Raw genomic sequence first — 25,107 nt, forward strand, 5'->3', positions numbered from 1 at the left:
TCAGCAAGAAATACTTAGTGTAAACACAACTCCAGAATTATAAGTGTAAAATAAGATGTACAAGAAAAACTCCAGGCTGCTGGGCAGCACACTAATCATCGCCGGAACCACAATTGGTGCCGGTATGCTGGCTCTGCCACTGGCGTCTGCCGGGCTGGGCTTCACCACGTCCACGATGCTGATGCTGCTCATCTGGAGCCTGATGGCATTTACCGCCCTGCTGATGCTGGAACTTCACCAGCATGCCGACCACAAAGCGACGCTTCACAGCCTCGCGGGTCAGTTTCTGGGTAAGAAGGGCCAGGTAATTGCCACCGTTTCAATGCTGTTTCTGTTCTACGCACTGTGTGCAGCCTACATCGCAGGTGGTGGTGGCCAGTTCCATGAAAAACTGACCAACTGGGCCGGGCTGGACGTTGCACCAGAGTTTTCGACCATCCTGTTTACTGTTGTCATCGCTGCAGTAGTAACCTTTGGCACCGCTTCGGTAGATAAAGTGAACCGACTGCTGTTCACTGCCAAGCTGCTGGTGATGGTAGCCGTGCTGTTTTTCCTCTCACCAAGCATCCGGATGTCTAACCTGGTCGCAATGCCGCTGGAACAGGGTCTTGTTATCTCTGCCCTGCCGGTGATTTTTACGTCATTTGGTTTCCACGGCAGTATCCCTGCGGTAGTACGTTACATGGAACTGGATATCAAAGGACTTAAAAAAGCACTGGTGATCGGTTCATCACTGCCGCTGGTCGTATACCTGTTGTGGCAGGTGTCAGCGCTGGGTGTGGTCAGTCAGTCTGAACTCGCTTCCCAGTCAACGCTGACAGCTCTGATCCAGACCCTGGCTTCAACTGTGCATCAAACCTCACTGTCGCCAGCGGTCTCAGTGTTTGCTGACCTGGCACTGCTGACCTCATTTCTGGGTGTAAGCCTGGGCCTGTTTGAGTTTCTGGGTGACTCGATGAGCAAGCGAAAAGGCGTGCAGAGCCGCGTAGCAACCGCTGTGCTGACTTTCACTCCACCGCTCGGCTTTGCACTGTTCTACCCTCAGGGCTTCATTACTGCACTGGGTTATGCGGCTATTGCCCTGGTGATCCTGGCCGTCTTCCTGCCGGTTGCCATGGCTACAAAAGCGCGTCAGCAGATGAGCTACACCGGTTGCTACCAGGTAATTGGTGGCCGTATCAGCCTGATTGCGGCAGCCAGCGCGGGCGCCATTATTATTCTCACCCAGATGGCCATAAGCCTGGGGCTGCTTCCGGCACTATAATGCCACTCTGAATAAGTCCCTGATTAAATCACTGAGCAGGGATTCAGATCAAACTGGTGTAACCAGACTCATTGCGCGCAGATACTTTATCTGCGCGCTTTAATATCTGCCCTCAGAAAACATTCCGCATAGCGTGCTGTTAGTTTATTTAAAAGCTCAGATAAATAGACAGCACAAATCATTTATGCAAAAAAATTTGAGGTGCGCTGTAGTTCGCAAGGGAAAGCGCAAATTGGTTGGTATTATTTTTGAACGGTTGTTATAGTCAAAAGGTGATTATCACACAATTATTCGGTGGCAAACCATTTTATAAAGAGAGGTGTTATGCCTTACAAAGTCACTGCTTCATCAACCCATTATTTCGCTATGCAGCCCATGAAACATTGCCCAAAATGTGGCAGTCAGGACTATATGATTTCTGAGACAGGTAAGATCTTTATCTGCGAAAAATGCGGGTTCCTGACCCGTAATGCTTCGCAGCCGAAGGTTTCTCTCGATGACAGCCCTGCTTCAGAAGAAGATACGGTACACTGACCATAACTAAAATAAGAAAAGGCCCATTACGGGCCTTCTTTGTTTTTATGTTCTGCGACTGCTATAGCTTTTTGTGACGGTCAATCAGCCCGCCCACTTCACCATTGGCACTGCAGCCATACGCCTGACCCGCTTCCTGCAACAGCTGGGCTATTTTATCTGACCAGCCTTTCAGCTCTGCCTGGTCAAAGTCATAGTCGTTGGTAGTGGTATTGAAGTTAGTACATTTACCAATAGCCGTGTTTCCTGATGCTTTCTGGTAATGAAGGTCTTCAACTATATCAAACTCACTTTCGTAGTTAAGCTCTAAATACTGCTTAGGATCATCTGGCTGCAACTTAATCAGAGCAAATCTGACGTGCGGATGGCGCTCACGCACCTTGGCAAACAGACCATTTTGACCTGAGATCAGCGTTTTGGTCAGCATGTCCTGACTAAACGGAACTTTTTCATAATCCTTGGCCAAGCGCTTCGGATTACTATTGCTGTTCGGCGTATCCGGGCCACCAACCACTACCACGAATAATAGTGGTTTATCCCCATTATGCGCCTGAAGCTCCCTTATACCGCCCAGAATACCCTGAAAAGATGAAGTCCAGCTGCCAAGGTATTGATCTGGTCTGCCATCCATCGCTGGCTGCCAGGCACTGCCTGAGTTAAAACGACGAACCAGGTGAGTATAAGGGTCGTAAACATGGCCATTCCGTTTCAGTGGCGCTTTATTGAACTGATGATCAAAGCCTACCGTCTGCATATTACCGCGGCAAATTCTGTTATATGGCTGCGTTACCAGGTTGTTACCATCAACAGGAAGATCCGCATTGTCATTACGTTTTTTTCCGCTCAACACGCTTTGGATAGTCGCATTCACATCGACTTCCTCTGCATTAAAAGGCAACCAGTCAAAGACTTCCCGGCCATCGGTGCTTTTATTACCTTGTGTAAACAGCGCCTGTGAAACATAAGGCTGCATCAGCGAGCCGCCTTTGGCTATTTGAGCCGGAGACTGCCAGCTGTTTCTCAGCTCCTGTTTCCAGTTAAACTCACCATAACCGGCGCCGCCACCAGATCTGAATTCAAGGTGATTCTCACACATAACCTGCCCAGGAGTACCACTTCGCATTTGACTGCGGGTACCGTTCTCAAATGGCACCAGTGCCAGACGGCCCTGTTTGCTTTCGTCCTGAGTATCAGGCTTTCGGATCTTCTCGATAAACATACGAATCATCTGATGTGTCACTGCTACCTTGGCGCTTTGAAGACGAGGCTTCATAGCTGTCTCAGGCCACGAACAGGTGTTCTGGTTCATCGACATCGAGTGATCCACCACCAGCACAACGTCACCATTGTCCCCACCCGCAGAACCGGAAGGCTGCTTGGCTGCTGCGGCAAAGTTAGCGATATCCTGAGTCGGGCCAAATGAAGGCGTGGAGGCGTACGACATCCAGCTGTTGTAGCGGGTTGTCGCGGCTACCCGGTAGGCAAAACCACGCTCTGGTAACCGAATCACACTGGCTTTGACCTCAGGGAATGATTCAGTATCATGCAGATAAGCCTGAATGGTTTGCTTAACCAGCTCATGAGAGCGTTCGATACGCTCCTTTTTTGGTTCGCCATTCAGTTTCAGCTCCCGTTCCGCCCGATCGGCAGCCAGGATAAGCGATGAGGTTTCCAGCGCGTCACCCAGACGCGCCTTGTAAGTCAGGTAACGCGAGCCTTCAATGCCCAGCGCAGTAATACTGGCAAGCGCAGCGAAGATCAGTACAAACCAGATCGCTGCAACGCCCTGCTGTTTTTTCATTTCAATTACCTGCTGACACTGATACTGGAAGAAACCAGCGCCGTTGGCTGGGTAGCTTCATCAAAGAAACGCGGAAATACATTGTGTGGCCGGTAGTACACAGACACCCGGTACATTGGCTTATAACGCTTTTTCGAGGTGTAAGGAGACAGACGAACCAGGTCAGACAGGCTCTCTTTCTTACCCGCGACATCCCGGTTACCCAGCACACTGGTAAATGCACGGTGCAGCTTGCGAACATCAGGGTCATTTTTCAGTGTCACCGCTTCAACTCTGAGCGCGTAACGCTGCTCATCGAAATTTGGCCACTGAAACGCCAGCTGCTTTCTGACCACCTGATCAATAAGCAATGCCTGGCGCAGATTCGAGCCACCGTCATGCTCGGATGCCTGCATCTCTTCTTTAAAAAGCAACTCCTGCTCACTGAGCATATTGACTGCGGCATAACTCACGTTATCCAGCTCTGCCTGAAGTGAGGTCTGACGCGACAGCTCCGAGGCGAAAACTACCCCCAGCGCCAGCGCGCCGAGAATAAAGGCCATTTCTATCGCGATAACTCCGCGATACTGAGAAAACTTAATCATGTTTGGCGGCCTCCTGAACCACAAGTACGCTACGCCTGATCTCATTGACCGGCATCAGGCTGAAAGTAAGCAGTGGCTTATAGGTATAGGAAACCTGATACTGGGCAATCGGGGCCCGCTTGGAGTGGTGCTGTGAAGAAGGCAGATCATAGGCGAACGCTTTCAGAGAGTGATAATGCTTCACCTTAACCCTGAGCTCCCCCTGATTAATCAGAATCCCCCACAGGGAAAAATGGTTACGCTTGATGATTTTGCGAAAGTTCTCTTCAAACTGCGCTTCAGTGGTCAGGTTCTGAACCTTAACGTCCCTTGCAGATTCGGAGGCGGCAAAGTTGACGACTGCCACGCTGTAGTTCTGCAATCCAATATCCATCAGCAGAATAGTTACCAGCCACAGGGCAATAAAACTGAGCGCAAACTCAATCGTCGCTACGCCTTTTTGTCGCATTTTGTGCGCCATGTCATATCCCGGGGTTGAAAAATGACGAGATATTACGACATAAAACTTATATTAATCAAGAAATAAAAGCCGTCAAAAACGTCAAATTGACCGGAGATCAGATGTGTTGGCGATGAACTATTCAGCAAACATGAGTACAAAGCGTATGATGACTAAGCTATTCTTTCGCCACGCGGTAAAAGCACTTCAGGCGCCAGCTGTCCTATTTGCATGATGGTAGAGACCTGCGGATGAGATATAGATACATCAGCAAGGTTCGGGCGGAAATAGTAGGTACGGATCCCGGCGGCAATGCCGGCTTTAACTCCCTTCAGGGTATCGTCCACATAGACACACTCGGAAGGCATGAAACCCATGTTCATCGCGGTATAGAGCAACAGATCCGGTTCAGGCTTCCAGCTGTTGGCTTCAAATGCGCTGAATACAGCATTGGGGAAATAGTCAGACAGCCCCGTCAGGGCAAGCGCGTGTTCAATACGGTCTTTTTCGCTGTTACCGGCAATGCACAGAGCAATACCGGCTTCACGCAGATCGCCAAGCAGTGACACCACCCCGGGCATCGCTCTGAGCTCTGCATCATAGAGTTGCTGCTTACGGTCGCGATAGCGGGGTTCGAGTTCATCAACAGAGATATTAAGGCCATATCGCTGGCAGGCTTCGGTAAGAATGTCGGCAGGCTTGCCTCCCTGAAAATGACGCAGCGCATCAGCCAGGGCAACTTCGCAGCCGTAACCGGAAAAAACGTCAACCAGCGCACGACAGCAGAGGGTTTCACTGTCCACCAGCGTCCCTTCACAGTCAAAAATGACACATCGGGTTTTCTGCAACATATCTCACCTCGCGTCCTTCCGGGAATTTCAGTGTTGTTCACCTGTTCCCATTTGCAAAGTCCGAGTAGTGAAATCTGCTAACCGTCACCGTTTTTTGATAGTAAAGCGGAGATGAGATCACGAAAAGTGACGTTTACTGCCTTTTTTATCAGCACGTTAACCGGTCACTGTTCGGTCACAACCTCATCAGGTGTCTTCTGTTACCAGCAACGTCAGCCCCGGATGCCGGGTACTCACCTCTGCGGCCACCTGGCTGATAAAGGCCTCTCTGACAGCCGCATCTTCAGCGAATATATCGCTGATCAGCAGGCTATCACCTTCAACCAAGCACAGGGCACACGCCTGAGGCTCGCCATTGAAGAAGCGGATATAGATAGGGTATTGCGGATCCAGAATAATCTGAGTCAGGAATTCGACAATCAGGGACTGATCGGACTCCTGTTGCCAGTGTCTCGACATCATCAGAGAAAACATGATGGTCAAACGATGAAAATCAACCAGATACAGTTCTGATTCATCAGGAGAGAAAGGAGGAAGCTCAGCGAGCTCGCTTTGGGTGTAACTCAGTTCGTCGGCCCGGGCCTGATACAACTTGCGGCCACTCAGGCTCTCTTTGGTAGGAAACTCTACATCTACCTGGCTGTATAACCAGGCCTGCTTCCGGGAAATCAGGCTGGCTGTCTTATCGTCAGTCATAAATCATCACTTATTCAGCCCCAGATATCACAACCGCGGGAATTGCAGATCGGGCGGGGCGTGGAACTACAACCGACAATGATAGTCGCTAACACCACACACAACAATACTTTAGACAGCATAACTACTCCTGGGCAGCAGTATAAAATCAGGATTCCACACCAACAGGGTTTCGTCCCGGCTCAACAGCAAGTATAGAAGGCCTGATCTGCCTTTTAGAAACTTTGCTACGCAGAAACAACCATGATTGTGACACTGATGCGAACGCTGGGGCCCGAATTGAGACTATATGAAACCTTTAAGAATTACTGAGATAATTACGGCCCACTTGCCGGGCCAGATTTCATAAACTCAACAACAAATCTTAATCTGCTGCATTTACCTCCTGAGAGCATTTGCTTCAGTCAGAGCCTGTTTCCCTTCTTATACCTGAGACAGAACAGAATTTGAGCTTTGGATTCAATGGGTTTCTGCTCTATCATTGACAGCAAGTACCACAAAGGACGAACAAAATATGAAAAAGATAGTGATTGCGGCCATGCTGGCAGGTGCCCTGAGCGGATGTGACAGAAATGAAGTTGGCGACGTGTCTCTTGGGGTATTTACCACCAAAGACATTAAACTGAACACCCTGACCGACCCTCTGGTGCCGGGCGTAACCTGTCATATCGCCAGCATCGAAGCGGATCTGAGCCTTGCTGATCCAAGCGACAGCTCCATTTCCTGCCGCCAGACCGGTGATATTACCGCCGGGATGATCGCATCAGTCGATAAGTCCAAGTCCGGTGAAGTGGTATTTAAGAAGTCCAAGAGCATCTTCTTCAAGTCAATGAAAATCCGCCGTATCTACGATGCTCAGACCCAAACCCTGATGTACGTATCCTACTCCACCAAAGAAACGTCCGGCAGCTTTAAGCACAGTCTGTCGACAGTCCCACTGTGGGGAACGAAAGCTTACGTTGAACCAACCGCTGAAGCCAAGTAAATCTCCGGATCACGCAGCCCCTGCCACGGGCTGCGTGAGCGATTGCTTTCGTTTCAGCGGCGGTTATTTAAGCACTCAATGAAATCTGCTCCATTTCCGGCCATTTTTATTGCCAATTTGCCCGCAACAAGTGTCAATTTGATAAAAAAAGTGTGGTAGAATTCGCGCCCTGTTAACCAATCACCTTTTTTTTCATGAAATTTCCTGGTCAGCGTAAGTCGAAGCACTACTTTCCAAGCCACTCCAGAGATCCTCTGATCAACCAGATCCGTCAGGCACCAAGGCTGCACCGCCCTACTATTGTGGGCGTAGGACAAACCATCGTTGATATCGAAGCACGGGTAGACGATGACTTTCTTGCCAAATACGAACTGAGTAAAGGCCATTCGCTGGTTCTTGAAGAGAGCAAAGCAGACGCCCTTTACCAGGAGCTGAAAGAGAAGCACCTGATCACCCACGAATACCCGGGTGATACCATTGGTAACACACTGCACAACTACTCTGTTCTGGCCGACAGCAAATCCGTCCTGCTGGGCGTAATGAGCAAGAACATTGAAGTGGGTTCTTACGCCTATCGTTACCTGTGTAACACCTCTGCCCGTATGGATCTGAACTACCTGCAAACGGTAGACGGGCCTATCGGCCGCTGTTACACCCTGATCTCGGACGATGGCGAGCGTACTTTCGCGATCAACGAAGGCCACATGAACAAGCTTTCTCCTGAAAGCATCCCGGACAAAGTGTTTAAGAAAGCGGCAGCCCTGGTTGTCTCTTCGTACCTGATGCGTGGTAAACCAACCGACCCAATGCCGCAGGCCGTTCAGCGCGCGATTTCACTGGCTAAAGAGAATGACGTACCAGTGGTACTGACCCTTGGCACCAAGTACGTGATTGAAGGCAAATCAGAGTGGTGGCAGGAGTACCTGAAAGAGAACATCACTGTGGTTGCGATGAACGAAGAAGAAGGCGAAGCCCTGACCGGTGAAAGCGATCCTCTTCAGGCTGCAGACAAAGCGCTTGAGTGGGTAGACCTGGTTCTGTGTACCGCAGGCCCTGAAGGTCTGTACATGGCCAGCTACACCGAAGAAAGCGTGAAGCGGGAAACCAACTACCCGCTGCGCGAAGGCAGTATTGAAAACTTCAACCAGTTTGAGTTCAGCCGCGCGATGCGCAAACAAGACTGCACCAACGCGATGAAGGTGTACTCGCACATTGAGCCATACCTTGGCGGCCCGCTGGAAATCAAGAACACCAATGGTGCCGGTGATGCTGCGCTGTCTACCCTGCTGCACGACATGGCTGCAAACCTGTATCACAAGGTGAACGTGCCAAACTCAGTGAAGCACGACCACCAGTACCTGAGCTACTCATCACTGGCGCAGATCTGTAAATACGCCAACCGCGTAAGCTACGAAGTACTGACCCAGCACTCTCCACGCCTGACCCGCTCTCTTCCTGAGCGGGAGGACAGCCTGGAAGAAACATACTGGGATCGGTAACCCAATTTTAGCCAGCGCTCTGTCGCTGGCTTTTTTATTTATACAAACATCAATTATACTGAGTTATATATCCAGCCGAAGTGATTTATCACTAACGAAAACACTTTACAAAGCCGAATAGCAAGGTATATTGCCCACGCAAACGTTTTCGTCTCTGGCTTTATGGCATTTAGGGGGTTTTAAATGCTGAGCGATATCGATATCTGTCGTTCCACTCCACTTTCTTCAATTGATACTGTAGCCCGCAAAGCAGGCCTGCAGGATAACGAATTTAACGCGCACGGACGCCACAAAGCGAAAATTTCTCTCGACTGTCTTAACCGTCTTGCAGATAAACAGGAAGGTAAACTGGTCGTTGTAACGGCAATTACCCCTACCCCTCTGGGTGAAGGTAAAACCGTTACCACTATTGGCCTGGCCCAGGGACTGGCTAAGCTGAACAAATCTGTGATGGCGTGTATCCGTCAGCCATCCATGGGCCCGGTATTTGGTGTAAAAGGCGGCGCTGCAGGCGGCGGCTACAGTCAGGTTGCTCCAATGGAAGAGCTGAACCTGCACCTGACCGGTGACATTCACGCGGTAACCGCAGCTCATAACCTCGCTTCTGCGGCTATCGATGCCCGTCTTTTCCACGAGCAGCGCCATGGCTACGAAGAGTTCAGCGCCAAAACCGGCATGAAAGCCCTTCGTATAGACCCTGAGCAGGTCGTATGGCGTCGTGTGATGGACCACAATGACCGCGCTCTGCGCATGGTCACCGTGGGTAAAAACCAGCCAGGTAAAACCATTAACGGCTTTGAGCGTGAAGACGGCTTTGATATTTCTGCCGCTTCTGAACTGATGGCAATTCTGGCACTGGCCAGTGACCTTCACGACCTGCGTGCCCGTATCGGCCGCATCGTAATGGCATACAACCTGGACGGTGAACCGGTAACAGCAGAAGAACTGCAGGTAGCCGGTGCGATGACTGTCACCATGAAAGAGGCCATTGAGCCAACCATGATGCAAACGCTGGAAGGCGTTCCGACTCTTATCCATGCGGGTCCTTTTGCCAACATTGCACACGGTAACTCGTCTATCATTGCTGACCGTATCGCCACCAAACTGGCTGATTACACCATCACTGAAGGTGGTTTTGGTTCAGATATGGGCTTTGAGAAAGCGTGTAACATCAAAGCGAACATGTCCGGCAAAGGTCCGGATTGTGCGGTTGTCGTTGCTACCCTGCGTGGCCTGAAAGCGAACTCTGGTCTTTACGACCTGCGCCCGGGTCAGCCATTGCCGGAAGCGATTTTCGGTGAAGATGAAGCCTCACTGAAAGCGGGCTTTGAGAACCTGAAATGGCACATCAACAACGTTGCCAAATATAAGGTGCCTGCCGTAGTTGCAATCAACCGCTTCCCGCAGGACAGCGACAAAGAGCTGAAACTGCTGGCATCGTGGGTTGAAGCACTGGGCGCGAAAGTCGCGATCAGCGAAGCCTTTGGTAAAGGCGGCGAAGGTGCAGAAAAACTGGCTGAAGCTGTCACACTGGCCTGTGAAACTCCATCTGACTTCACTCCGCTCTACACCCTTGAGCAGAGCCTGGAAGAAAAGCTGATGGCTGTGAGCGAGACCGGCTACGGCGCACGCAACATCGCGCTGTCTGAACTGGCTCAGAAGCAGCTGACCCGCTTTAATAAGCATGGCTTTACTGACCTGGCCGTTTGTATGGCTAAAACACCAGCGTCGATTTCTGCAGATGCATCAATGAAAGGTGCACCATCAGACTTCGAAGTTGAAGTCCGTGAGCTTAAGCTGTGTGCCGGTGCAGGATTCATCTACGCGCTGTGCGGCAACGTGATGACCATGCCAGGTCTTCCGGAAAAGCCAGCCTTTATGAACCTGGATATCGATGAGAATGGCGATATTATTGGGTTGAGTTAATACTCTCAGCTCTCTAATAAGAAAGCGGTCACTTTGGTGGCCGCTTTTTTTTGCGTGGTTCGCGGGACGCGGTTCGGGAGCCTTTTTCATCCCCCTGCCTTTCTCGTTCCCATGCTCTGCGTGGGAAAGCATACCTGAGCTGCCATTTGCCCATGATCAGAATACTGCTGATACTATTGACCGGCAGATAATTCCTGTCAGACGGGAAGCACGATATGTATTCCCACGGAGGACCGTGGGAACAAGCATTTTAATTTAAGAGCCGGATGGTTGAACGGGTGATCTTTCGGAGAAAGGAATGCAGGGAAAAGCAGAATTACAGCTTGGAAGCCACCGACTGAATAAACATGATCTCAACCCTGCGGTTACACGCCTTACCCTGGCGGGACAGGTTGGTGCAGCTTGGCAGGTGTTTGCCGTAGCCGCGGGTGTAGACATTTTGCGGGTTGACCTGGGCGCCGGTCAGCAGCAGTTTAACTTCCAGCGCGCGTTTGTCGGACAAAGGATCGTTAACCCTGTTACTGCCGGTGCTGTCGGTATGGCCATCAATGATAGTTTTGATATTAGGCCGGGTCGCCAGAAAGCGGCCCAGTTCCGTCAGCCAGATTTTGGAATGGGGAGAGATTTTAGCAGAGCCGGTCTGAAACAGTACCGTCTCTTCCAGCTTTACCACTGTATGAGCTCCCGGAATAACGTCATATCTGAGCTGCTGATTCTCCATATACATAAGCAGAGCACGCATATCGTCCATCGGCAGCACCTGCTTCGCATTGAGCGGTGATGGCTGAGCCTTCTGCGGAATGGCAGCGGCGCTTTCGTCTTCACCCCAGTCAGGATGACGGACTTCCATATCAGTTTTTGGCGCAGTATCGAGCATACTTGGCGGGGTCAGCGCACTGCACCCGGCAAGGCCAAGGCCGGCCAGACCAAACAAAGCGAGTTGTGACAGCATTCGCCCTGCTGACAGCTTTAATCCCATTTTCATCCTCTGTGCCTTTTCATATCACTGTTTTTCCCGGGGTTTGATACTATGCATATCGGCCGCAGCACAAAATACTTTAAGCCAACCGGAACCATTTTTGCCACGGTCTATCTAATTATATCAGTTAACATCACAAACTCCTGTACGTCTGACCCCGGCCATTCAGAGCTGTGGCAGACAAATCTTGCAGTAAACAACGAAGAACCACTACATGCTCAAACAAAAATTCTCCATTCTTTTGGCTGCCACCCTTGGCTTTCTGCTGACCGCGTGCAGCGATAACAACACACCTCAGGAAGGCGTACAGTACCGGCTGCTGCCTACTCAGCTCAGCCAGCCCTCCCTCTCACCCGTTACTGAAGTATTCTCCCTGAGCTGCAGACACTGCAGGACCATGGAAGCCATGCTGCCAGAAATCGAAACTCAGATTAAGCAGCCGATTGGCAAGCTGCATATCATCTTTAACAAGAGTGCTCACGTCGGTGCGCTGATTTACTATGCGGCAGAAATGCAGCTGGGTCACAAGCCGGATCAGGCCATGATGGAAGACCTGTTCAACGCAGTGCAGTCACAGGATTTTTCAGATTCAGCAGAACGCCAGCACGCGCTGGAAGAAGCGTTTAACAGCCGCGGCCTGGTCAGCCCGTACCAGTTTGATGAGATCCAGCAAAAAGCGCTGTTTGAAGTACTTACTGAGGCAGAGACCATCAGCCAGCAAAGCCAGATCAATGCCGTGCCGACATTTATCATCAACGGACGTTACGAGCTCATCACTTCTGGCCATAAAGATGTGAATGATCTGGCAAAAACGATAAACTACCTGCTTTCTCAACCGACTAAGTAAAAAGGACAGCAAATGTCGAAGTTCGTTTTTCCGATTATCATCTTTATCCTCGCGGGCTTTTTTATTTACCGCACCTGGAATAATCATAAGGCTACAGATGAGAACTTTGCTGCCGGACAGGCGTTCCTGGCCGAAAACGGTCAACAGGAAGGCGTGATCACCACCGAAAGTGGTCTTCAGTACAAGGTACTGACTCCGGGAACCGGCACAGAGCACCCGACCGGTGACAGCACAGTAACGGTTCACTACCACGGTACCCTGCTGGATGGTACAGTGTTTGACAGTTCCGTTGACCGTGGCGAGCCAATCAGCTTTAAGCTCAGCCAGGTGATCCATGGCTGGCAGGAAGGTGTTCAGCTGATGACCGTAGGTGAGAAAGTGCGCCTGTTCATTCCAAGCAATCTGGCTTACGGAAACCGCTCAACCGGCCCTATCCCACCAGCATCGACTCTGATATTTGAAGTTGAGCTGCTGAAAATTAAGTAATACTGCACAGACCGCCTCCGGGCGGTCTTTTTTTGCCCAAATTGTTCGTTTCTCACACCAAGCATGGTTCGATAACAAATATAGCTTGTCGACCTCTTCTCCAAATGCCAGACTAGCACAAGCTAACTTATTGAGTTTAGATGGTTTATTCTAAAATGTATGCTATTCAGACGAAACTCTGAACCCTGTCGCATAAGTCGAACATTTATTTTGTGATTTTACTAAAGATTATTTCAATGAAGCCGAAAGGCTCTCATGTGGCAGTGTTAAACTTTGAAATATTATAAAAACGACTATGCTTTTAAAAAGAAGCAATAAACAGAAATGTCAGTTGGATTTGATTAGCGCAGCACCGGCACAGCGCATGGCTTTGCGATTTGAGGTGGCGGCATTACCTCCCATACAGGGGCAAGGTAACGACGGCACAAACTACCAGTTTGGTAACATTTAACGCAAAAAGTAAGTACTATGAATATCAAATCCCGTCTAATTCTCTCCGGCGCTCTGTCCATTTTGGGTATTGTCGCTATTTTAGGAGTCACCGTTAACTTCAACCAGACGGTTGGAGAGCTGGCTCAGGCCCGTACCAACCTGGCTGAGCTCGAGGTAAGGTTGCTCAATCTGCGCCGCAATGAAAAAGACTTCCTGCTGCGTGGTGATGCCAAGTACCTCGACAAGTTCAACAAGAACACTCAGCTGTTTGAGCAAACCAATCAATCCATCCGTACCACCCTGGCAAAACACGATATCCCATTCCCTGCCCGCCTCAGCGATGATCTCAGGCAATACAAGCAGGCTTTTGTTCAGCTGGTGAACGCATCACAAACCCTGGGGCTAAAGGCAGACCAGGGGCTGATGGGTAAATATAACATCGCACTGGAAAATGCCCTGAGCAAAGTCGATACCGAAGGGGACCTCAAACTCAGTATGTTTAATCAGCACATCCTTCAGGGTGAGCTAATGGAAGATCTTGTCAGGGGCGTTGCAGATGAATCCTTGCTTGGTGCCGCGCGCCAGGTTATCGGACAAAAGGAAACCATAGGGCTTAAGTACAACGAAGGCCTCAAAGGCAATGTCCGCAACGGATCTCACCAGATTGAAGAGCAGTTTGGTAAAGCCGCTGAAGCACTTCAGCAAGGCGTCACCGCGATGGAATCGCGCCTGAACACCCTCAAGTGGGGATTGTCTGCGACCATCATTCTGTTGATCGGCGGCCTGATCACTCAAATCATCTTCTCCGTCAGCCGGGTTATCAACGAACTGCTTGTCACTATTCAGGAGATTTCTGAAACAAACAACATTGGCATGCGCGCCAGCCTGAAGGGTAAAAATGAACTGGTTACCCTGGGAAGTTACTTCAATGGCCTTCTGGTGAACATTGAAGATCTGGTTACCGGTTCTCAGCAAAAAGCACGCCACCTGTTCCAGAGCACCGACTCAATGCACCGTGAACTGCAGGGAGTCATTGAGCAGTTTGACGTTCAGTCACAGCACACCACTTCTATGGCGACTGCCGTTCAGGAAATGGTATCTACCATCGGTGAAATCTCTGAGAGCACTGCTGTAGCGGCTGAAGGGGTTCAACAGGCGGCCAATAACGCAAATTCAGGTCGCAGTGTGGTGAGTGATACGGTAGATAACATCAACTCCCTTTCTACAACTCTTGCCAACAGCCAAGCATCGATCTCTTCTCTGGATCAGCACGTTGCTCAAATCGGTGGCGCTGTTGAGATGATTCAGGGCATTGCAGAACAAACCAACCTGCTGGCACTGAATGCGGCGATTGAAGCAGCCCGCGCCGGTGAACAGGGTCGTGGTTTTGCCGTCGTGGCCGATGAGGTACGCGCACTAGCAAGCCGTACTCACGAGTCTACCCAGGAGATCACCTCAGTGGTCAGCGCAATTCAAAGCCAGATGTCTACAGTTGTGGATGACATTGAAGACTGTAACCGCCAGGGCGAAGAGACCAAGCAATACTCCCAGACTCTGGATGAGAACTTTGCTCAAATCATCAATGATATGGAAAACATCCAGAGCAACTCTGAACGTATCGCCTCTGCTATTGAAGAACAGGGTATCGTGATGAACCAGGTCGCGGAGTCCATCACTGAGCTGCAAACTATTTCAGACGGCAATATGGTTTCCGCCAAGCAGTGTCTGGAAGAAGTCGACGGCGTATCCGCTCAGGCGCAGGAAATGGAAAGCGCGGTCTCTCAGTTTAAGACAAGTAATTAATCCTGCTGCAAAAACAAAAAACCGAAGCTGAAAAGCTTCGGTTTTTTATTGCCGGCTGATTACCTCAGACCATGCAGAAATTCGTGACGGGTGGCCGGATTGGACTTAAAAATCCCACCCAGTGCCGTTGTCGTGGTTTCACTGGTGGCATCCATTACGCCGCGTGACTTCACGCAATAATGTACCGCATCCATAGTCACCGCTACGTCATCCGTCTCAAGCAGGGTTTGCAACGCAACCAGGATCTGCTGGGTCATGCGCTCCTGCACCTGAGGGCGCTGGGCGAAAAAGCGTACAATGCGGTTAATCTTAGAAAGGCCAATGATCTTACTGCGCGGAATATACGCGACAGCTGCCTTGCCATCGATAGTAACAAGGTGATGCTCACACGTGCTGGTCACGGTAATGTCTTTTACCCGTACCATTTCACTGCAGGCCATCTTGTTGTCGATAACAGTAATCTTAGGGAAATTGGCGTAATCCAGTCCTGAAAACACTTCGTCCACATACATTTTCGCAATGCGGTGCGGCGTCTCTTCCAGGCTGTCATCGGACAGATCCAGTTCCAGCAGGGACAGGATTTCCCGCATGTGGAACTCAATGCGCTCTTTCTTCTCTTCACGGCTGATATCGTTCGGTACCAGCGGTGTTTCGATCCCTTTTTCGATCAATGCGTCTCTGACCAGAATGGCCGCTTCACTCAGACCCGACATGTTTACCTCTCGCATGCGTGTATGACCCTACCAGAATGGCTGACAAGGATACTCGGATTTTTAAACAATTACACCCATATTTTGCAACCGGTTACTGCTGTGCAACCCGGATTTATGCTATGGTTCGGCAGATCTATACTTATAAATAACAGGAATACTTCAATGGGTTGTTGTGACGCTCCGGGCCTGATGCCTATCGAACACGCAATGGAGAAAATGCTGTCTGCTGTAACTCCGCTTGCACAAACCGAAATCCTTGCATTAACAGAAGCCGAAGGCCGGGTGTTGGCTGAGCCAATCCACTCCCCTATTTCCGTTCCGCCATTTGATAACTCGGCGATGGATGGCTATGCCATTCGACGGGCCGAACTTAAACCCGGTATTGCCATGCCAGTGGCCGGTAAATCTTTCGCTGGCCAGCCATTTGAAGGCCTGTGGCCAGCTGGCAGCTGCGTTCGGATCATGACCGGTGCTCCGGTACCTGCCGGCTGCGATGCCGTGATCATGCAGGAACTGGCACAACAGAGCGATGACGGCATTGTGTTCAGTGTTGATTCGGTTAAAGAAAACGACAATATCCGTCCGCTTGGTGATGACATTACAAAAGGCGCGCTGATCCTCGACGCCGGTCATCGCCTGACCCCGCGCGATATTCCAATGGTCGCATCACTGGGGATTGCCAGCGTATCCGTTTTCCGCCGCCCTGTTGTCGCTTTCTTTTCAACCGGTGATGAACTGAAACCGCTTGGAGAACCACTTGATAAAGGCCAGATCTACGACAGCAACCGCTACGGCATACACTCACTGATCAAAAACTTTGGCTGTGACGCACTGGATCTTGGCATTATTCCCGACTGCCCGGAAACGCTCAAAGTAACGTTTGAACAAGCTCAGCAACAGGCAGACGTAGTAATTACTTCTGGTGGTGTCAGCGTTGGCGAAGCAGACTACACCAAAGATATCCTTGAAGAGCTGGGCGAGATTGGTTTCTGGAAACTGGCGATTAAGCCAGGCAAACCATTTGCGTTTGGAAAGCTGGACAATGCCCTGTTCTGCGGTCTTCCTGGCAACCCTGTTTCCGCGATGCTGACCATGTATGTACTGGTGCAGCCCCTGCTGGCCAAACTCAGTGGTCACAGTCAGTGGCAGCCGCAAGAGTCCATTCCGGCCACCACCCGCTCCCGGTTTAAAAAAGCACCCGGCCGCACCGATTATCAGCGTGCGATTTACCGCATTGAAGATGGGCTGTTTGTCGTGGAGAGTACCGGAAACCAGAGCTCCGGTGCGTTCCGTTCTATGAGTCTGGCCAACTGTTTCGTCGTTCTTGAACGCGAACGCGGCCACGTGGAAGCCGGTGAAACCGTGCAGCTGCAACTGTTCAACCACACTTTATACTGACAGGCGGATTATGGAAGTCTTAAGCGACCAGGAAATGCTGCGGTACAACCGCCAGATCATCCTTAAACAGTTCGATTTTGAAGGCCAGGAAGCACTAAAACAGGCCAGCGTTCTGATCATCGGCGCTGGCGGCCTTGGCTGCGCGGCCAGTCAGTACCTTGCCTGTGCGGGTGTGGGCTCTCTGACCCTAGTCGATGACGACAAAGTCGAGCTTTCCAACCTGCAGCGCCAGGTGCTGCATTGTGATGAGACCATTGGACTGGCGAAAGTTGAATCTGCCGCCAAAGCGCTTGGCAGGCTCAACCCGCATACCACGATTACCACTCACTGCAAGCGTCTTAATGACGACGAAATGGCAGACCTTATCAAAGACCACCAACTGGTTCTTGATTGCAGCGATAACGTTGATACCCGCAATCAGCTCAACCGGCTCTGTTTTGAACATAAAGCTCCGCTGGTATCCGGTGCCGCGATCCGGATGGAAGGTCAGGTCAGTGTGTTTACCTATCAACCAGATCAGCCCTGCTACCAGTGCCTGAGCGCCCTGTTTGGTCAGCAGGCCCTGACCTGCGTTGAAGCCGGGGTAATGGCACCGCTGGTCGGCATCATCGGTGCTACCCAGGCGCTGGAAGCGATCAAAGTCATTGCAGGTATGGGACAGCCGCTGAGCGGAAAACTACTGATGCTCGATGCAATGAGCATGAGCTGGCGGGAAATGCAGCTGGCGCAACTGCCAAACTGTGAGGTTTGTGGGGGGGAAGGCTCGGGGCGCTAGGCTCTCGGTTCTGAAAGAGCCTCCCCCAGAACCCAGAACCTAGAACCTAGAACCTAGAACCTAGAACCTACAAACCCAGAACCTACAAACCCAGGACCTTAAAACAAACGAGAGCCTTAAAAAAGCTCTCGTTTCTCATTTCTAACCTTTCGTATCTGAAGTCAACTCCCGCACCGGCAGCGTTATCCTGAAACACGCCCCACCGAGTGGGCTGTTGTCGACCTCCACCTGTCCGTGCAGGCGGGTGGTTATCTGGCGGACGATCGCCAGTCCCAGGCCGTAGCCACCCTGCTTTTTGTTTCGGGATTTATCAACCCGATAAAACGGCTCAAACAGATGTGGCCAGTGCTCTGCCGGGATGCCTGGGCCATCGTCATGCACACCAATGGTTACCTCTTCCTTCCGGTAATCACATTCAATAATCACCTTTGAACGGGCGTAGCGTGAGGCATTACCCACCAGGTTCACCAGCACGCGCTGAAGTAAAAAGGGATCGCTTTCAATGACCGGCGGTACATTAAGGAGCTGAAGCATGACCTCACAGGAGTAATTGCGCTGCCATTTCAGGTGTTCTTCCGTCAGCCAGCTACTGAGATCGAGCGAACTGACATTCAGCTGCATATCCGGCCGCTCTACTTTGGCATGATAAAGCAGTTCATCCACCAGGTGCTCCATCTCTTCGCTGTCTTCAATGATCGAGCTGATGTCTGCAATATCCTGGGGGGTTTCCAGCCTCTCTTTCAGAATTTCAGCCTGCCACTGCAGGCGAAAAATGGGCGTGCGCATCTCATGGGCTACCGCATTGGTTAACGCTTTGTTACTGGTGATAAGGCCGGAGATCCGGTCCGCCATGTAGTTAAAGCTGCGGTTTAAGTTCCCAACCCGGGCCGAACTTCTCTCTGGCGCCCTGACTTCAAAGTTACCGTCCGCAAACTCATTGGTTACTTTCTCAAGCGCCCTCAGTCTGCGACTTAAAAACCAGATAAGGCCAATACAATAAACAACGAACGTAAAAAGGAAAAACACCCAGACCAGATTCTGACTAAGCTGAGCCGTTTTAATCAGTTCCGCATCATAATCAACGGACAGGCTGTAGAACTCTGAACCACTGTCAAACTGAAACCAGTCCACTTCACCTATCGAATGAGCATGAGACCCGGGATTCTCGTGAAAAAACTCTCTCACCTCATCCGGAGCATCCTTTGCAGGGTAACTTTCGAGCAGGTTATGAATACCTTTTGCATAATCGCCCAACGCATCAACAGCAGCCGTATGACCATTACTGATAGAGATGGTGTTCAGTACCTCACCAAATCCCTGGATATGATGTTCATACAGAGCATCATCCGGATCTGGTCTGGTTTCATAAACGAGAAATTCGTATGCAAACACACTTAACGCAAACAGAACAATCAGTCCTGTCAGAGACTCAAAATAAATACGCCACATCAAAAACAGCCACCGTTACTGATCCCATCCATCCGCGACAAACAGGTAACCTTTACCCCTGACTGTCACAATACCCTGCGGATTGGTAGCATCATCCTTTAGTTTCTTACGCAAACTGACGATCCTGTTATCCACACTGCGGTCAATACCATCATAATCGATCCCGCGAAGGGCTCTTGTCAGGGTATCCCGGGAGAGGACCTCCCCTGCCGACTCAGCCAGAAGCAACAATAAATCAAATTCACTGTCGGTGAGAGTAACGGCTTCTTCTGCAAGATGGCAGCTGCGGCTGGCTTTACTGATACACAGCCGGCCAAACGCCAGGCTGGCTTTATCCGCCGGGTTCCAGTCTCCACGGCGAAGCAGGGTGCGCACCCGTGCCAGCAGAACCCTTGGCTTAACCGGTTTGGTGACATAGTCATCCGCACCGGTTTCCAGTGCCGCAACGTGGTCAAAATCATCATCACTTGCAGTAAGCATAAGCACTTTTCCGTGATATGTTGTCCGGACCTGTCGGCAAATTGTCAGACCATCCTGACCTGGCAGCATCAGGTCCAACAACACAATATCCGGGTCTTCACTGTTGATCACTGCAGCGGCATCCTCTCCGTTGTCACACTCCACAACGCGAAATCCCTGCCCGGCAAAGTAATCAGCCAGCATCTGGCGCAGTTTGTCATCATCTTCAACGATGACCATATTATAATCAGACACAAAAAGACCTATAAGTCAGACGAATGTTGATGGAAACATACCCCTGTTTTATGCTCCAAACAACAAATGGTACGTCAGACTATGACTTTGTGTTGAAGATAGTAGCTGTCTGTAAGTAATGGTCGTAATTTTGTCATTAATCGACGACAAAATCAGAACGAAGCCGCTTCCAACTCCCGCTGTGTCAACAGGTCTCGCGGATAACCCAGATAATACCCCTGTAAAAGCACGACCTTATGTCGTTTCATAGCGAGTAGTTTTTCCAGGGAGTCAATCCCTTCTACGATAACTGCACTGCCAATTTGCTGTGCCAGCTGCAAGGCACCGAGAAGTGGAGCACGATCCATACGCATATACCGGTCAAGCAGTTCCGAGTCCACTTTCAGTACACCCGGCTTAAGCCGCTCTGCGCGGTGGCAGTCCGAGCCCCCTTTACCATAATCATCGATGGCAATACCCAGTCCAATACCCCTGCAATAGTCACATACCTCAGTCAGGGAGTTTTCATCGTCACACTGTTGCTCTGTCACTTCCAGGCACACCTGACCGAGGCTCATACCTTTCTGTTCTATCAGTTCAATAAGGTAATTCATAGCGTCACAGTCACTGGCCAATGTCAGCAAAACATTGGGAGAGACATTGATAAACAGCCGCTTTTTCGCTCCCTTAGGGAAGTTCTTAACGTGGATAATTAAAGAACAGAATTCAAGAGTACTTCGTTCACTGCGGGTCAGGCCGCTCATTACAGGCGCGTTCCCCTCATCAAAGCCATATTCACAGATCCGGCGAAGCAGGGCTTCATAACCGTATATCTGCCCCCGCGATCGATGAATACTTTGATAAACAGAATAATAACGGCGACCTTTAAAATTGATTGTCCAGCCACACTCATCACTAAAGGAGAGTTGGTTCAGGTCAGAGTTCATTGTCTTTCCTCAAGATGTATTTGCCCAGTTCTGAGAGCAGAAACAAGCACACGAGGAATCCGCCGAAGAGGCTGAACAGATACTGTAACGTTTCCATGCTTACCACTTTGATTTCTGAAGTTACCCGGTGCAGGTTGTTCCACTACAAACCTTTCTGCGCCAAGCCTACACTTTTCGTGGCAGTACCCTACTTAAACAAACTAAAACCCCATTCAACCTTTCATTCATGTACAAATAATATTGAATAATGAGCTGATTACGAAAAAGATACCTGAAGATTGCCAAAGCAGAGTTCAACAAAAGATAAAAAGATCAAAACTCTTGCAAACCCGTACTCCGCCCAGAAATCCGCAACCGTTACCAATCTCCCGTCAGATATTGGCTTTGAGGAGATAAACCTCTAAGAGTTCGTTTAAAAAACGTTAATACCGCACCTGAACTGGTTTCAAAATTTTGGATAAAGATCATAGAATGCCGTGATTGCATATCGCACTATAGTAAAAACAAAAAATGCCTATGAATATCACCAAAGAAAAGTTTGTCTTGCTCGACCACTACCTTTTTGACTCCGACCTTATGATCGTCTCCCACCTTGAGCCAGAAAGAAAAGAATCGATCACACTAAACAGAAATGAAACGGCGCTATTAATCCATCTGCTCACCCAATATCCCAACGTCGTTTACCGCAATGAAATGCTCGAGTTCATCTGGAAGGGGCGCCATGTGGTCGATAACAGCCTTAATGTCGTCGTATCGCAGTTAAGGGGGAAGCTGAAACTGCTCGACCCGGCCCTGAAAGAAAGCATCGTCACAGCCCAGGGAGAAGGCTACCGATGGAGAGGACCGGTCACACATGTCAGTTCATACATAGAGCCCCTTCAGGAGAGCTACCCCGGCGTCACAACCCAGGCGACCCTGCCAACGGCCAGCCATATTGTGCTGCTGTTTATCATGATGGTGCTGATCATAGGCATGTTGCTTTATTCGTAGTCGTTGCACACTTGCCCACTATCAGAGAACGATTGCATAATAGGTTATCTGATACCAACAGACAGGGAATAACATGCGCGCAGCCATTATCAGTTTCGTACTCCTCTTTGCCGGCATGTTATTGCTGACTGCGCTGGTGCGCTGGCCAATCACCAGCCCGGAAGGTGAACCCGTGCGGGCTGAAGTAACCAGCAGTGTGTTGACCCAGTCTCTGGATGGTAACCGCTACTATGTGGTGGTCCGCCTGGGGCAGGAAAACCTGCGGGTGTCTGCCGATCCCGCTATCCGGTGCCAGAACGGGGACACAGCCCTGCTCCAGCCTCTGAAGAGTCACCTGCTCTCAGAACAGGGGTACAAGTTGCTGCGCTGTGATAAGAGAGAATAAAGAGAGCGGAAAAACGCGGGACAGATTTCAGCGCTTTATCACCCTGGACAGCAACGCACAGAATGATTTGCAACCAAATTTATAAAACATCAGCATTTGGCTGGAATTTTATGCACAGCTGCTATTTGTCAGGAAGCTCACCAGGACGACCATTTAGACCAAAAAACATTCACTAACAATACATTAGCAAACCAACACTTACTGAGCCCATCCAAATATGGAGCAAGGTCACACTCTTTTATTCAATAATATCAATAGGCGTGACTTCTGCCCCGCCACTGAGATAATACGTCAAAATATGACAGTATTATTTTTTTAACAGGGGTGGTATGCGGAATATCCGGCACAATATCTGGGCGTTATACCGCTTTCTGGTCTTTACCGGCACAATTGTGTTTGCCTTTGTTCTCTGGCAGCAGTACACCGATGTCTCTGAAGCTCACCACGATGAACAGTACAATTCAGTTCAGCTGTTCGCCAGTGGAACCAGTTCTCTGCTTGATAACCAGGAAATGCTGCTGAACATGGTCGCAGAGCGGCTGATGAACTCTCCAAAACTGTCAGATGAAGAGCATCGCCAGTGGCTGAAAAGTCTGCTCGAACTCAACCCAAACATCGCCGGGTTCGGGCTGGTCTCACCATCCGGAAAAGTCATGCTTACCAGCGCAAACCTCAGCCGGGGCCGCCAGCCAAACCTGCTGGATAAAGCCGAAACTCAAACCACTTTTTTGCGCACTCTCAACAGCCACCAGATGATTGTCGGCCGTTCTTATTTTAAACCCGATTTGCACCAGGCCATTCTTCCCATCCGTAAAGCTATCCGGGATGAGAACGACAAAGTGATTGCGGTTATGGCTGCAGGACTGAAACTGGATGGTTCCAGGCTTTTCAATGCCGAGCTTCACGCCCATGACGAACACCAGATAGGCCTGCTCAGATCAGACTATTTCTATCAATACATCGCCGGAGAATCTGAACCTGATCTCTACAGTACTCCGGAGCCCGCGCAAATGGTTAATGCGCTGTTCCAGCAAATTGCTGAGGCAAACAATCTCACCACTGAGGAACTGGAAACGCAAAGTACGCCGGTCTCTGCGACAGTAAAGTACGGCGATGACTATATCTGCTATACCGTTCTGTACCTGCCGCGATATGAACTCTGGGCAGTATCCAGGATCGAGCTGACACACATGCTCAATGAGTACCTCAGCGGTTGCTGGGGTTATATTGTGGTTTACCTCTGTCTGCAGCTGCTGCTCTACTTCTTTGTCCGCTCGATTCACCGTCATGAGAACCGAAGACGTGACGAACTGTTTTATCAGGCCCACCACGATCCTTTAACGGCTCTGCCCAACCGGCACTATCTCCGTGCGCGGTCATACCGCTGGTTCTCAGATCAAAGCCAGAGCTGTGGCCTGCTCTACATTGATATGGACCACTATAAAAGGGTTAATGACAGCGCCGGCCACGAAACAGGCGACAAGGTACTGCGGCAGATTGCCGGGCGTCTGAAAAATCTTCAAACCCGGAATATGACCCTGATCCGCGCCAGTGGTGATGAGTTCCTGTTTCTGGTGACAAACGCCGATTACGAAGAGCTCAATGACCTGGCAACAAGAATCATTGCCAACCTGTCTGAGCCTTATGTGATTGAACAGTTTAGTTTTATCCTGAGTTGCAGCATTGGGATCAGCCGCTTCCCTGACCAGGGTACCAACCTGGATGATCTGCTCCGCGCTGCTGATATTGCCATGTATCAGGCCAAGCAAAAACGTAACAACTTCTGTTTCTTTACTCCTGCGATGCAGCAAAGCTACCTGGATGAGATCCGCCTGGAGCAAAAACTTCGCAAAGCCGTGGCAGAAAAGCAGCTGTTTATGGTCTATCAGCCACAGTTTGATAACCTTGGCAAACTCCACGGCGTTGAAGCCCTGGTACGCTGGCAGGATGACGAGCTGGGTTTTGTCTCACCGGATACTTTCATCCCGGTTGCAGAGTCCTGTGGCCTGATGCCAGCCCTTGGCGACCTGGTGCTTGAGAAAGCACTCTCTGAAATGCGTCAGCTTCAGGAGCAGCTGGGAGTAACCTTCCAGACAGCAGTAAATATCTCCGTTCGTCAGATCACCCAGCCGGATTTTCTCAATAAACTTCTGGTCAGCATTCAGACTGCTCATTACAACCAGCATTATCTGACTCTGGAGATCACCGAAAACCTGTTTATCGAAGATATTGAACTGGTTCGGCCGCTGTTTCACGATCTGGCTAAACTTGGGATACGAATTTCTCTCGATGACTTTGGCACCGGCTACTCCTCGCTGAGTATGCTTGGCGAGCTGCCTTTTAATGAAATCAAGATAGACAAAAGCTTTATTGATAAGATTCTGACTGATGAGGCGGCCTCGCGGATGGCGCAAAACATCATCGCTATCGCCAAGAACTTTGACCGTGAGGTGCTGGCAGAGGGAGTGGAGTGTGCAGAGCATGAAAAGCTGCTGCAGGAGTTTGGCTGTGACCTGTATCAGGGTTACTTCTACGCAAAGCCGGTGTCTGCTGAGGCGCTGATGGCAATGCTGGAGTCTCACAGTGAACAAACGCCCAGGCCGGAAACAACTCAGGCAGTGCTCACATAAT

Annotated in this window: 23 protein-coding genes; 13 read left to right on the forward strand and 10 right to left on the reverse strand. The window is 50.2% G+C overall.

The annotated features are described in order from the left end of the window. Window positions 1–55 precede the first annotated feature (55 nt). Window positions 56–1,264 carry an aromatic amino acid transporter gene (locus tag ACVB80_RS01900; RefSeq protein WP_481079561.1) on the forward strand — a complete coding sequence of 403 codons (1,209 nt, stop codon included), beginning with the start codon at window positions 56–58 and terminating at the stop codon, window positions 1,262–1,264. Between the two features lie 324 nt (window positions 1,265–1,588). After that, window positions 1,589–1,798 carry a hypothetical protein gene (locus ACVB80_RS01905; RefSeq protein WP_481079562.1) on the forward strand — a complete coding sequence of 70 codons (210 nt, stop codon included), beginning with the start codon at window positions 1,589–1,591 and terminating at the stop codon, window positions 1,796–1,798. Between the two features lie 61 nt (window positions 1,799–1,859). On the opposite strand, the gene ACVB80_RS01910 is transcribed toward ACVB80_RS01905, so the two are convergent. The 5 genes from ACVB80_RS01910 to ACVB80_RS01930 all read right to left on the reverse strand — a co-directional run bounded on the left by ACVB80_RS01910 (window position 1,860) and on the right by ACVB80_RS01930 (window position 6,169). Continuing rightward, window positions 1,860–3,599: a TadE/TadG family type IV pilus assembly protein gene (locus ACVB80_RS01910; protein ID WP_481079563.1), complete on the reverse strand. Its 1,740-nt coding sequence runs from the start codon at window positions 3,597–3,599 to the stop codon at window positions 1,860–1,862. Between the two features lie 5 nt (window positions 3,600–3,604). Then, window positions 3,605–4,183 carry a tight adherence pilus pseudopilin TadF gene (tadF, locus tag ACVB80_RS01915; protein WP_481079564.1) on the reverse strand — a complete coding sequence of 193 codons (579 nt, stop codon included), beginning with the start codon at window positions 4,181–4,183 and terminating at the stop codon, window positions 3,605–3,607. Further along, window positions 4,176–4,643, reverse strand: coding sequence for a TadE/TadG family type IV pilus assembly protein (locus tag ACVB80_RS01920; protein ID WP_481079565.1), 468 nt, complete (start codon window positions 4,641–4,643; stop codon window positions 4,176–4,178). Before ACVB80_RS01920 ends, tadF begins: the two co-directional genes overlap by 8 nt. Before the next feature lie 152 nt (window positions 4,644–4,795). After that, window positions 4,796–5,473 carry an HAD-IA family hydrolase gene (locus ACVB80_RS01925; protein WP_481079566.1) on the reverse strand — a complete coding sequence of 226 codons (678 nt, stop codon included), beginning with the start codon at window positions 5,471–5,473 and terminating at the stop codon, window positions 4,796–4,798. A 186-nt stretch (window positions 5,474–5,659) separates the two neighbouring features. Next, on the reverse strand, window positions 5,660–6,169 hold the full coding sequence (locus ACVB80_RS01930; protein ID WP_481079567.1) for a flavodoxin: 510 nt from the start codon (window positions 6,167–6,169) through the stop codon (window positions 5,660–5,662). A gap of 514 nt (window positions 6,170–6,683) precedes the next feature. Here ACVB80_RS01930 and ACVB80_RS01935 point away from each other — a divergent pair. The 3 genes from ACVB80_RS01935 to ACVB80_RS01945 all read left to right on the forward strand — a co-directional run bounded on the left by ACVB80_RS01935 (window position 6,684) and on the right by ACVB80_RS01945 (window position 10,579). After that, the gene (locus ACVB80_RS01935; protein ID WP_481079568.1) at window positions 6,684–7,154 is read left to right on the forward strand and encodes a CreA family protein; all 471 of its coding nucleotides are present in this window, start codon (window positions 6,684–6,686) and stop codon (window positions 7,152–7,154) included. Window positions 7,155–7,348: 194 nt separating this feature from the next. After that, window positions 7,349–8,653 carry an inosine/guanosine kinase gene (locus tag ACVB80_RS01940; RefSeq protein WP_481079569.1) on the forward strand — a complete coding sequence of 435 codons (1,305 nt, stop codon included), beginning with the start codon at window positions 7,349–7,351 and terminating at the stop codon, window positions 8,651–8,653. Between the two features lie 183 nt (window positions 8,654–8,836). Beyond that, a complete protein-coding gene (locus ACVB80_RS01945; protein ID WP_481079570.1) occupies window positions 8,837–10,579 on the forward strand; it encodes a formate--tetrahydrofolate ligase in 1,743 nt (580 codons plus the stop codon). 316 nt (window positions 10,580–10,895) lie between these two features. On the opposite strand, the gene ACVB80_RS01950 is transcribed toward ACVB80_RS01945, so the two are convergent. Continuing rightward, window positions 10,896–11,564: an OmpA family protein gene (locus ACVB80_RS01950; protein ID WP_481079571.1), complete on the reverse strand. Its 669-nt coding sequence runs from the start codon at window positions 11,562–11,564 to the stop codon at window positions 10,896–10,898. A 208-nt stretch (window positions 11,565–11,772) separates the two neighbouring features. Here ACVB80_RS01950 and ACVB80_RS01955 point away from each other — a divergent pair, with 208 nt between their 5' ends. The 3 genes from ACVB80_RS01955 (at window position 11,773) to ACVB80_RS01965 (ending at window position 15,126) form a co-directional block, all read left to right on the forward strand. Next, window positions 11,773–12,405 (forward strand): thiol:disulfide interchange protein DsbA/DsbL, encoded by a 633-nt coding sequence (locus ACVB80_RS01955; RefSeq protein ID WP_481079572.1) that lies wholly within the window; start codon window positions 11,773–11,775, stop codon window positions 12,403–12,405. A 12-nt stretch (window positions 12,406–12,417) separates the two neighbouring features. Continuing rightward, window positions 12,418–12,891 carry a BamJ family beta-barrel-assembly machinery protein gene (bamJ, locus tag ACVB80_RS01960; RefSeq protein WP_481079573.1) on the forward strand — a complete coding sequence of 158 codons (474 nt, stop codon included), beginning with the start codon at window positions 12,418–12,420 and terminating at the stop codon, window positions 12,889–12,891. Window positions 12,892–13,359: 468 nt separating this feature from the next. Next, window positions 13,360–15,126 carry a methyl-accepting chemotaxis protein gene (locus ACVB80_RS01965; protein WP_481079574.1) on the forward strand — a complete coding sequence of 589 codons (1,767 nt, stop codon included), beginning with the start codon at window positions 13,360–13,362 and terminating at the stop codon, window positions 15,124–15,126. Window positions 15,127–15,185: 59 nt separating this feature from the next. Here the strand turns inward: ACVB80_RS01965 and folE are convergent, their stop codons facing one another. Continuing rightward, the gene (gene folE / locus ACVB80_RS01970) at window positions 15,186–15,839 is read right to left on the reverse strand and encodes a GTP cyclohydrolase I FolE (RefSeq protein WP_481079908.1); all 654 of its coding nucleotides are present in this window, start codon (window positions 15,837–15,839) and stop codon (window positions 15,186–15,188) included. 162 nt (window positions 15,840–16,001) lie between these two features. On the opposite strand from folE, the gene moeA reads away from it, so the two are divergent. Together moeA and moeB are read left to right on the forward strand one after the other, a co-directional pair. Beyond that, window positions 16,002–17,237: a molybdopterin molybdotransferase MoeA gene (moeA, locus tag ACVB80_RS01975; protein ID WP_481079575.1), complete on the forward strand. Its 1,236-nt coding sequence runs from the start codon at window positions 16,002–16,004 to the stop codon at window positions 17,235–17,237. Window positions 17,238–17,247: 10 nt separating this feature from the next. Beyond that, on the forward strand, window positions 17,248–18,012 hold the full coding sequence (moeB, locus tag ACVB80_RS01980) for a molybdopterin-synthase adenylyltransferase MoeB (protein WP_481079576.1): 765 nt from the start codon (window positions 17,248–17,250) through the stop codon (window positions 18,010–18,012). A 141-nt stretch (window positions 18,013–18,153) separates the two neighbouring features. Here moeB and ACVB80_RS01985 read toward each other — a convergent pair whose 3' ends face one another. From ACVB80_RS01985 to ACVB80_RS01995, 3 genes are all read right to left on the reverse strand, one after another. Then, window positions 18,154–19,461 carry an ATP-binding protein gene (locus ACVB80_RS01985; RefSeq protein WP_481079909.1) on the reverse strand — a complete coding sequence of 436 codons (1,308 nt, stop codon included), beginning with the start codon at window positions 19,459–19,461 and terminating at the stop codon, window positions 18,154–18,156. 15 nt (window positions 19,462–19,476) lie between these two features. After that, entirely contained in the window at window positions 19,477–20,160 is a 684-nt protein-coding gene (locus tag ACVB80_RS01990; RefSeq protein WP_481079910.1) for a response regulator, read from the reverse strand. A 167-nt stretch (window positions 20,161–20,327) separates the two neighbouring features. Beyond that, a complete protein-coding gene (locus ACVB80_RS01995) occupies window positions 20,328–21,101 on the reverse strand; it encodes an EAL domain-containing protein (RefSeq protein WP_481079577.1) in 774 nt (257 codons plus the stop codon). A 516-nt stretch (window positions 21,102–21,617) separates the two neighbouring features. On the opposite strand from ACVB80_RS01995, the gene ACVB80_RS02000 reads away from it, so the two are divergent. From ACVB80_RS02000 to ACVB80_RS02010, 3 genes are all read left to right on the forward strand, one after another. After that, window positions 21,618–22,091, forward strand: a complete 474-nt coding sequence (locus tag ACVB80_RS02000) for a winged helix-turn-helix domain-containing protein (protein WP_481079578.1) — start codon at window positions 21,618–21,620, stop codon at window positions 22,089–22,091. 73 nt (window positions 22,092–22,164) lie between these two features. After that, window positions 22,165–22,476, forward strand: a complete 312-nt coding sequence (locus ACVB80_RS02005; RefSeq protein WP_481079579.1) for a hypothetical protein — start codon at window positions 22,165–22,167, stop codon at window positions 22,474–22,476. Between the two features lie 329 nt (window positions 22,477–22,805). Then, window positions 22,806–25,106, forward strand: coding sequence for a bifunctional diguanylate cyclase/phosphodiesterase (locus tag ACVB80_RS02010; protein WP_481079580.1), 2,301 nt, complete (start codon window positions 22,806–22,808; stop codon window positions 25,104–25,106). The last annotated feature ends 1 nt before the right edge of the window (window position 25,107 follow it).

This window comes from Vibrio sp. 9-16B-A1 (genome assembly GCF_056726165.1).

Excerpts from the sequence above, each read along its gene's own strand:
- ACVB80_RS01900 (WP_481079561.1), top strand. The coding sequence starts at position 56 with ATGTACAAGAAAAACTCCAGGCTGCTGGGCAGCACACTAATCATCGCC.
- ACVB80_RS01905 (WP_481079562.1), top strand. The coding sequence starts at position 1,589 with ATGCCTTACAAAGTCACTGCTTCATCAACCCATTATTTCGCTATGCAG.
- ACVB80_RS01910 (WP_481079563.1), bottom strand. The coding sequence starts at position 3,599 with ATGAAAAAACAGCAGGGCGTTGCAGCGATCTGGTTTGTACTGATCTTC.
- tadF (WP_481079564.1), bottom strand. The coding sequence starts at position 4,183 with ATGATTAAGTTTTCTCAGTATCGCGGAGTTATCGCGATAGAAATGGCC.
- ACVB80_RS01920 (WP_481079565.1), bottom strand. The coding sequence starts at position 4,643 with ATGGCGCACAAAATGCGACAAAAAGGCGTAGCGACGATTGAGTTTGCG.
- ACVB80_RS01925 (WP_481079566.1), bottom strand. The coding sequence starts at position 5,473 with ATGTTGCAGAAAACCCGATGTGTCATTTTTGACTGTGAAGGGACGCTG.
- ACVB80_RS01930 (WP_481079567.1), bottom strand. The coding sequence starts at position 6,169 with ATGACTGACGATAAGACAGCCAGCCTGATTTCCCGGAAGCAGGCCTGG.
- ACVB80_RS01935 (WP_481079568.1), top strand. The coding sequence starts at position 6,684 with ATGAAAAAGATAGTGATTGCGGCCATGCTGGCAGGTGCCCTGAGCGGA.
- ACVB80_RS01940 (WP_481079569.1), top strand. The coding sequence starts at position 7,349 with ATGAAATTTCCTGGTCAGCGTAAGTCGAAGCACTACTTTCCAAGCCAC.
- ACVB80_RS01945 (WP_481079570.1), top strand. The coding sequence starts at position 8,837 with ATGCTGAGCGATATCGATATCTGTCGTTCCACTCCACTTTCTTCAATT.
- ACVB80_RS01950 (WP_481079571.1), bottom strand. The coding sequence starts at position 11,564 with ATGAAAATGGGATTAAAGCTGTCAGCAGGGCGAATGCTGTCACAACTC.
- ACVB80_RS01955 (WP_481079572.1), top strand. The coding sequence starts at position 11,773 with ATGCTCAAACAAAAATTCTCCATTCTTTTGGCTGCCACCCTTGGCTTT.
- bamJ (WP_481079573.1), top strand. The coding sequence starts at position 12,418 with ATGTCGAAGTTCGTTTTTCCGATTATCATCTTTATCCTCGCGGGCTTT.
- ACVB80_RS01965 (WP_481079574.1), top strand. The coding sequence starts at position 13,360 with ATGAATATCAAATCCCGTCTAATTCTCTCCGGCGCTCTGTCCATTTTG.
- folE (WP_481079908.1), bottom strand. The coding sequence starts at position 15,839 with ATGTCGGGTCTGAGTGAAGCGGCCATTCTGGTCAGAGACGCATTGATC.
- moeA (WP_481079575.1), top strand. The coding sequence starts at position 16,002 with ATGGGTTGTTGTGACGCTCCGGGCCTGATGCCTATCGAACACGCAATG.
- moeB (WP_481079576.1), top strand. The coding sequence starts at position 17,248 with ATGGAAGTCTTAAGCGACCAGGAAATGCTGCGGTACAACCGCCAGATC.
- ACVB80_RS01985 (WP_481079909.1), bottom strand. The coding sequence starts at position 19,461 with ATGTGGCGTATTTATTTTGAGTCTCTGACAGGACTGATTGTTCTGTTT.
- ACVB80_RS01990 (WP_481079910.1), bottom strand. The coding sequence starts at position 20,160 with ATGGTCATCGTTGAAGATGATGACAAACTGCGCCAGATGCTGGCTGAT.
- ACVB80_RS01995 (WP_481079577.1), bottom strand. The coding sequence starts at position 21,101 with ATGAACTCTGACCTGAACCAACTCTCCTTTAGTGATGAGTGTGGCTGG.
- ACVB80_RS02000 (WP_481079578.1), top strand. The coding sequence starts at position 21,618 with ATGAATATCACCAAAGAAAAGTTTGTCTTGCTCGACCACTACCTTTTT.
- ACVB80_RS02005 (WP_481079579.1), top strand. The coding sequence starts at position 22,165 with ATGCGCGCAGCCATTATCAGTTTCGTACTCCTCTTTGCCGGCATGTTA.
- ACVB80_RS02010 (WP_481079580.1), top strand. The coding sequence starts at position 22,806 with ATGCGGAATATCCGGCACAATATCTGGGCGTTATACCGCTTTCTGGTC.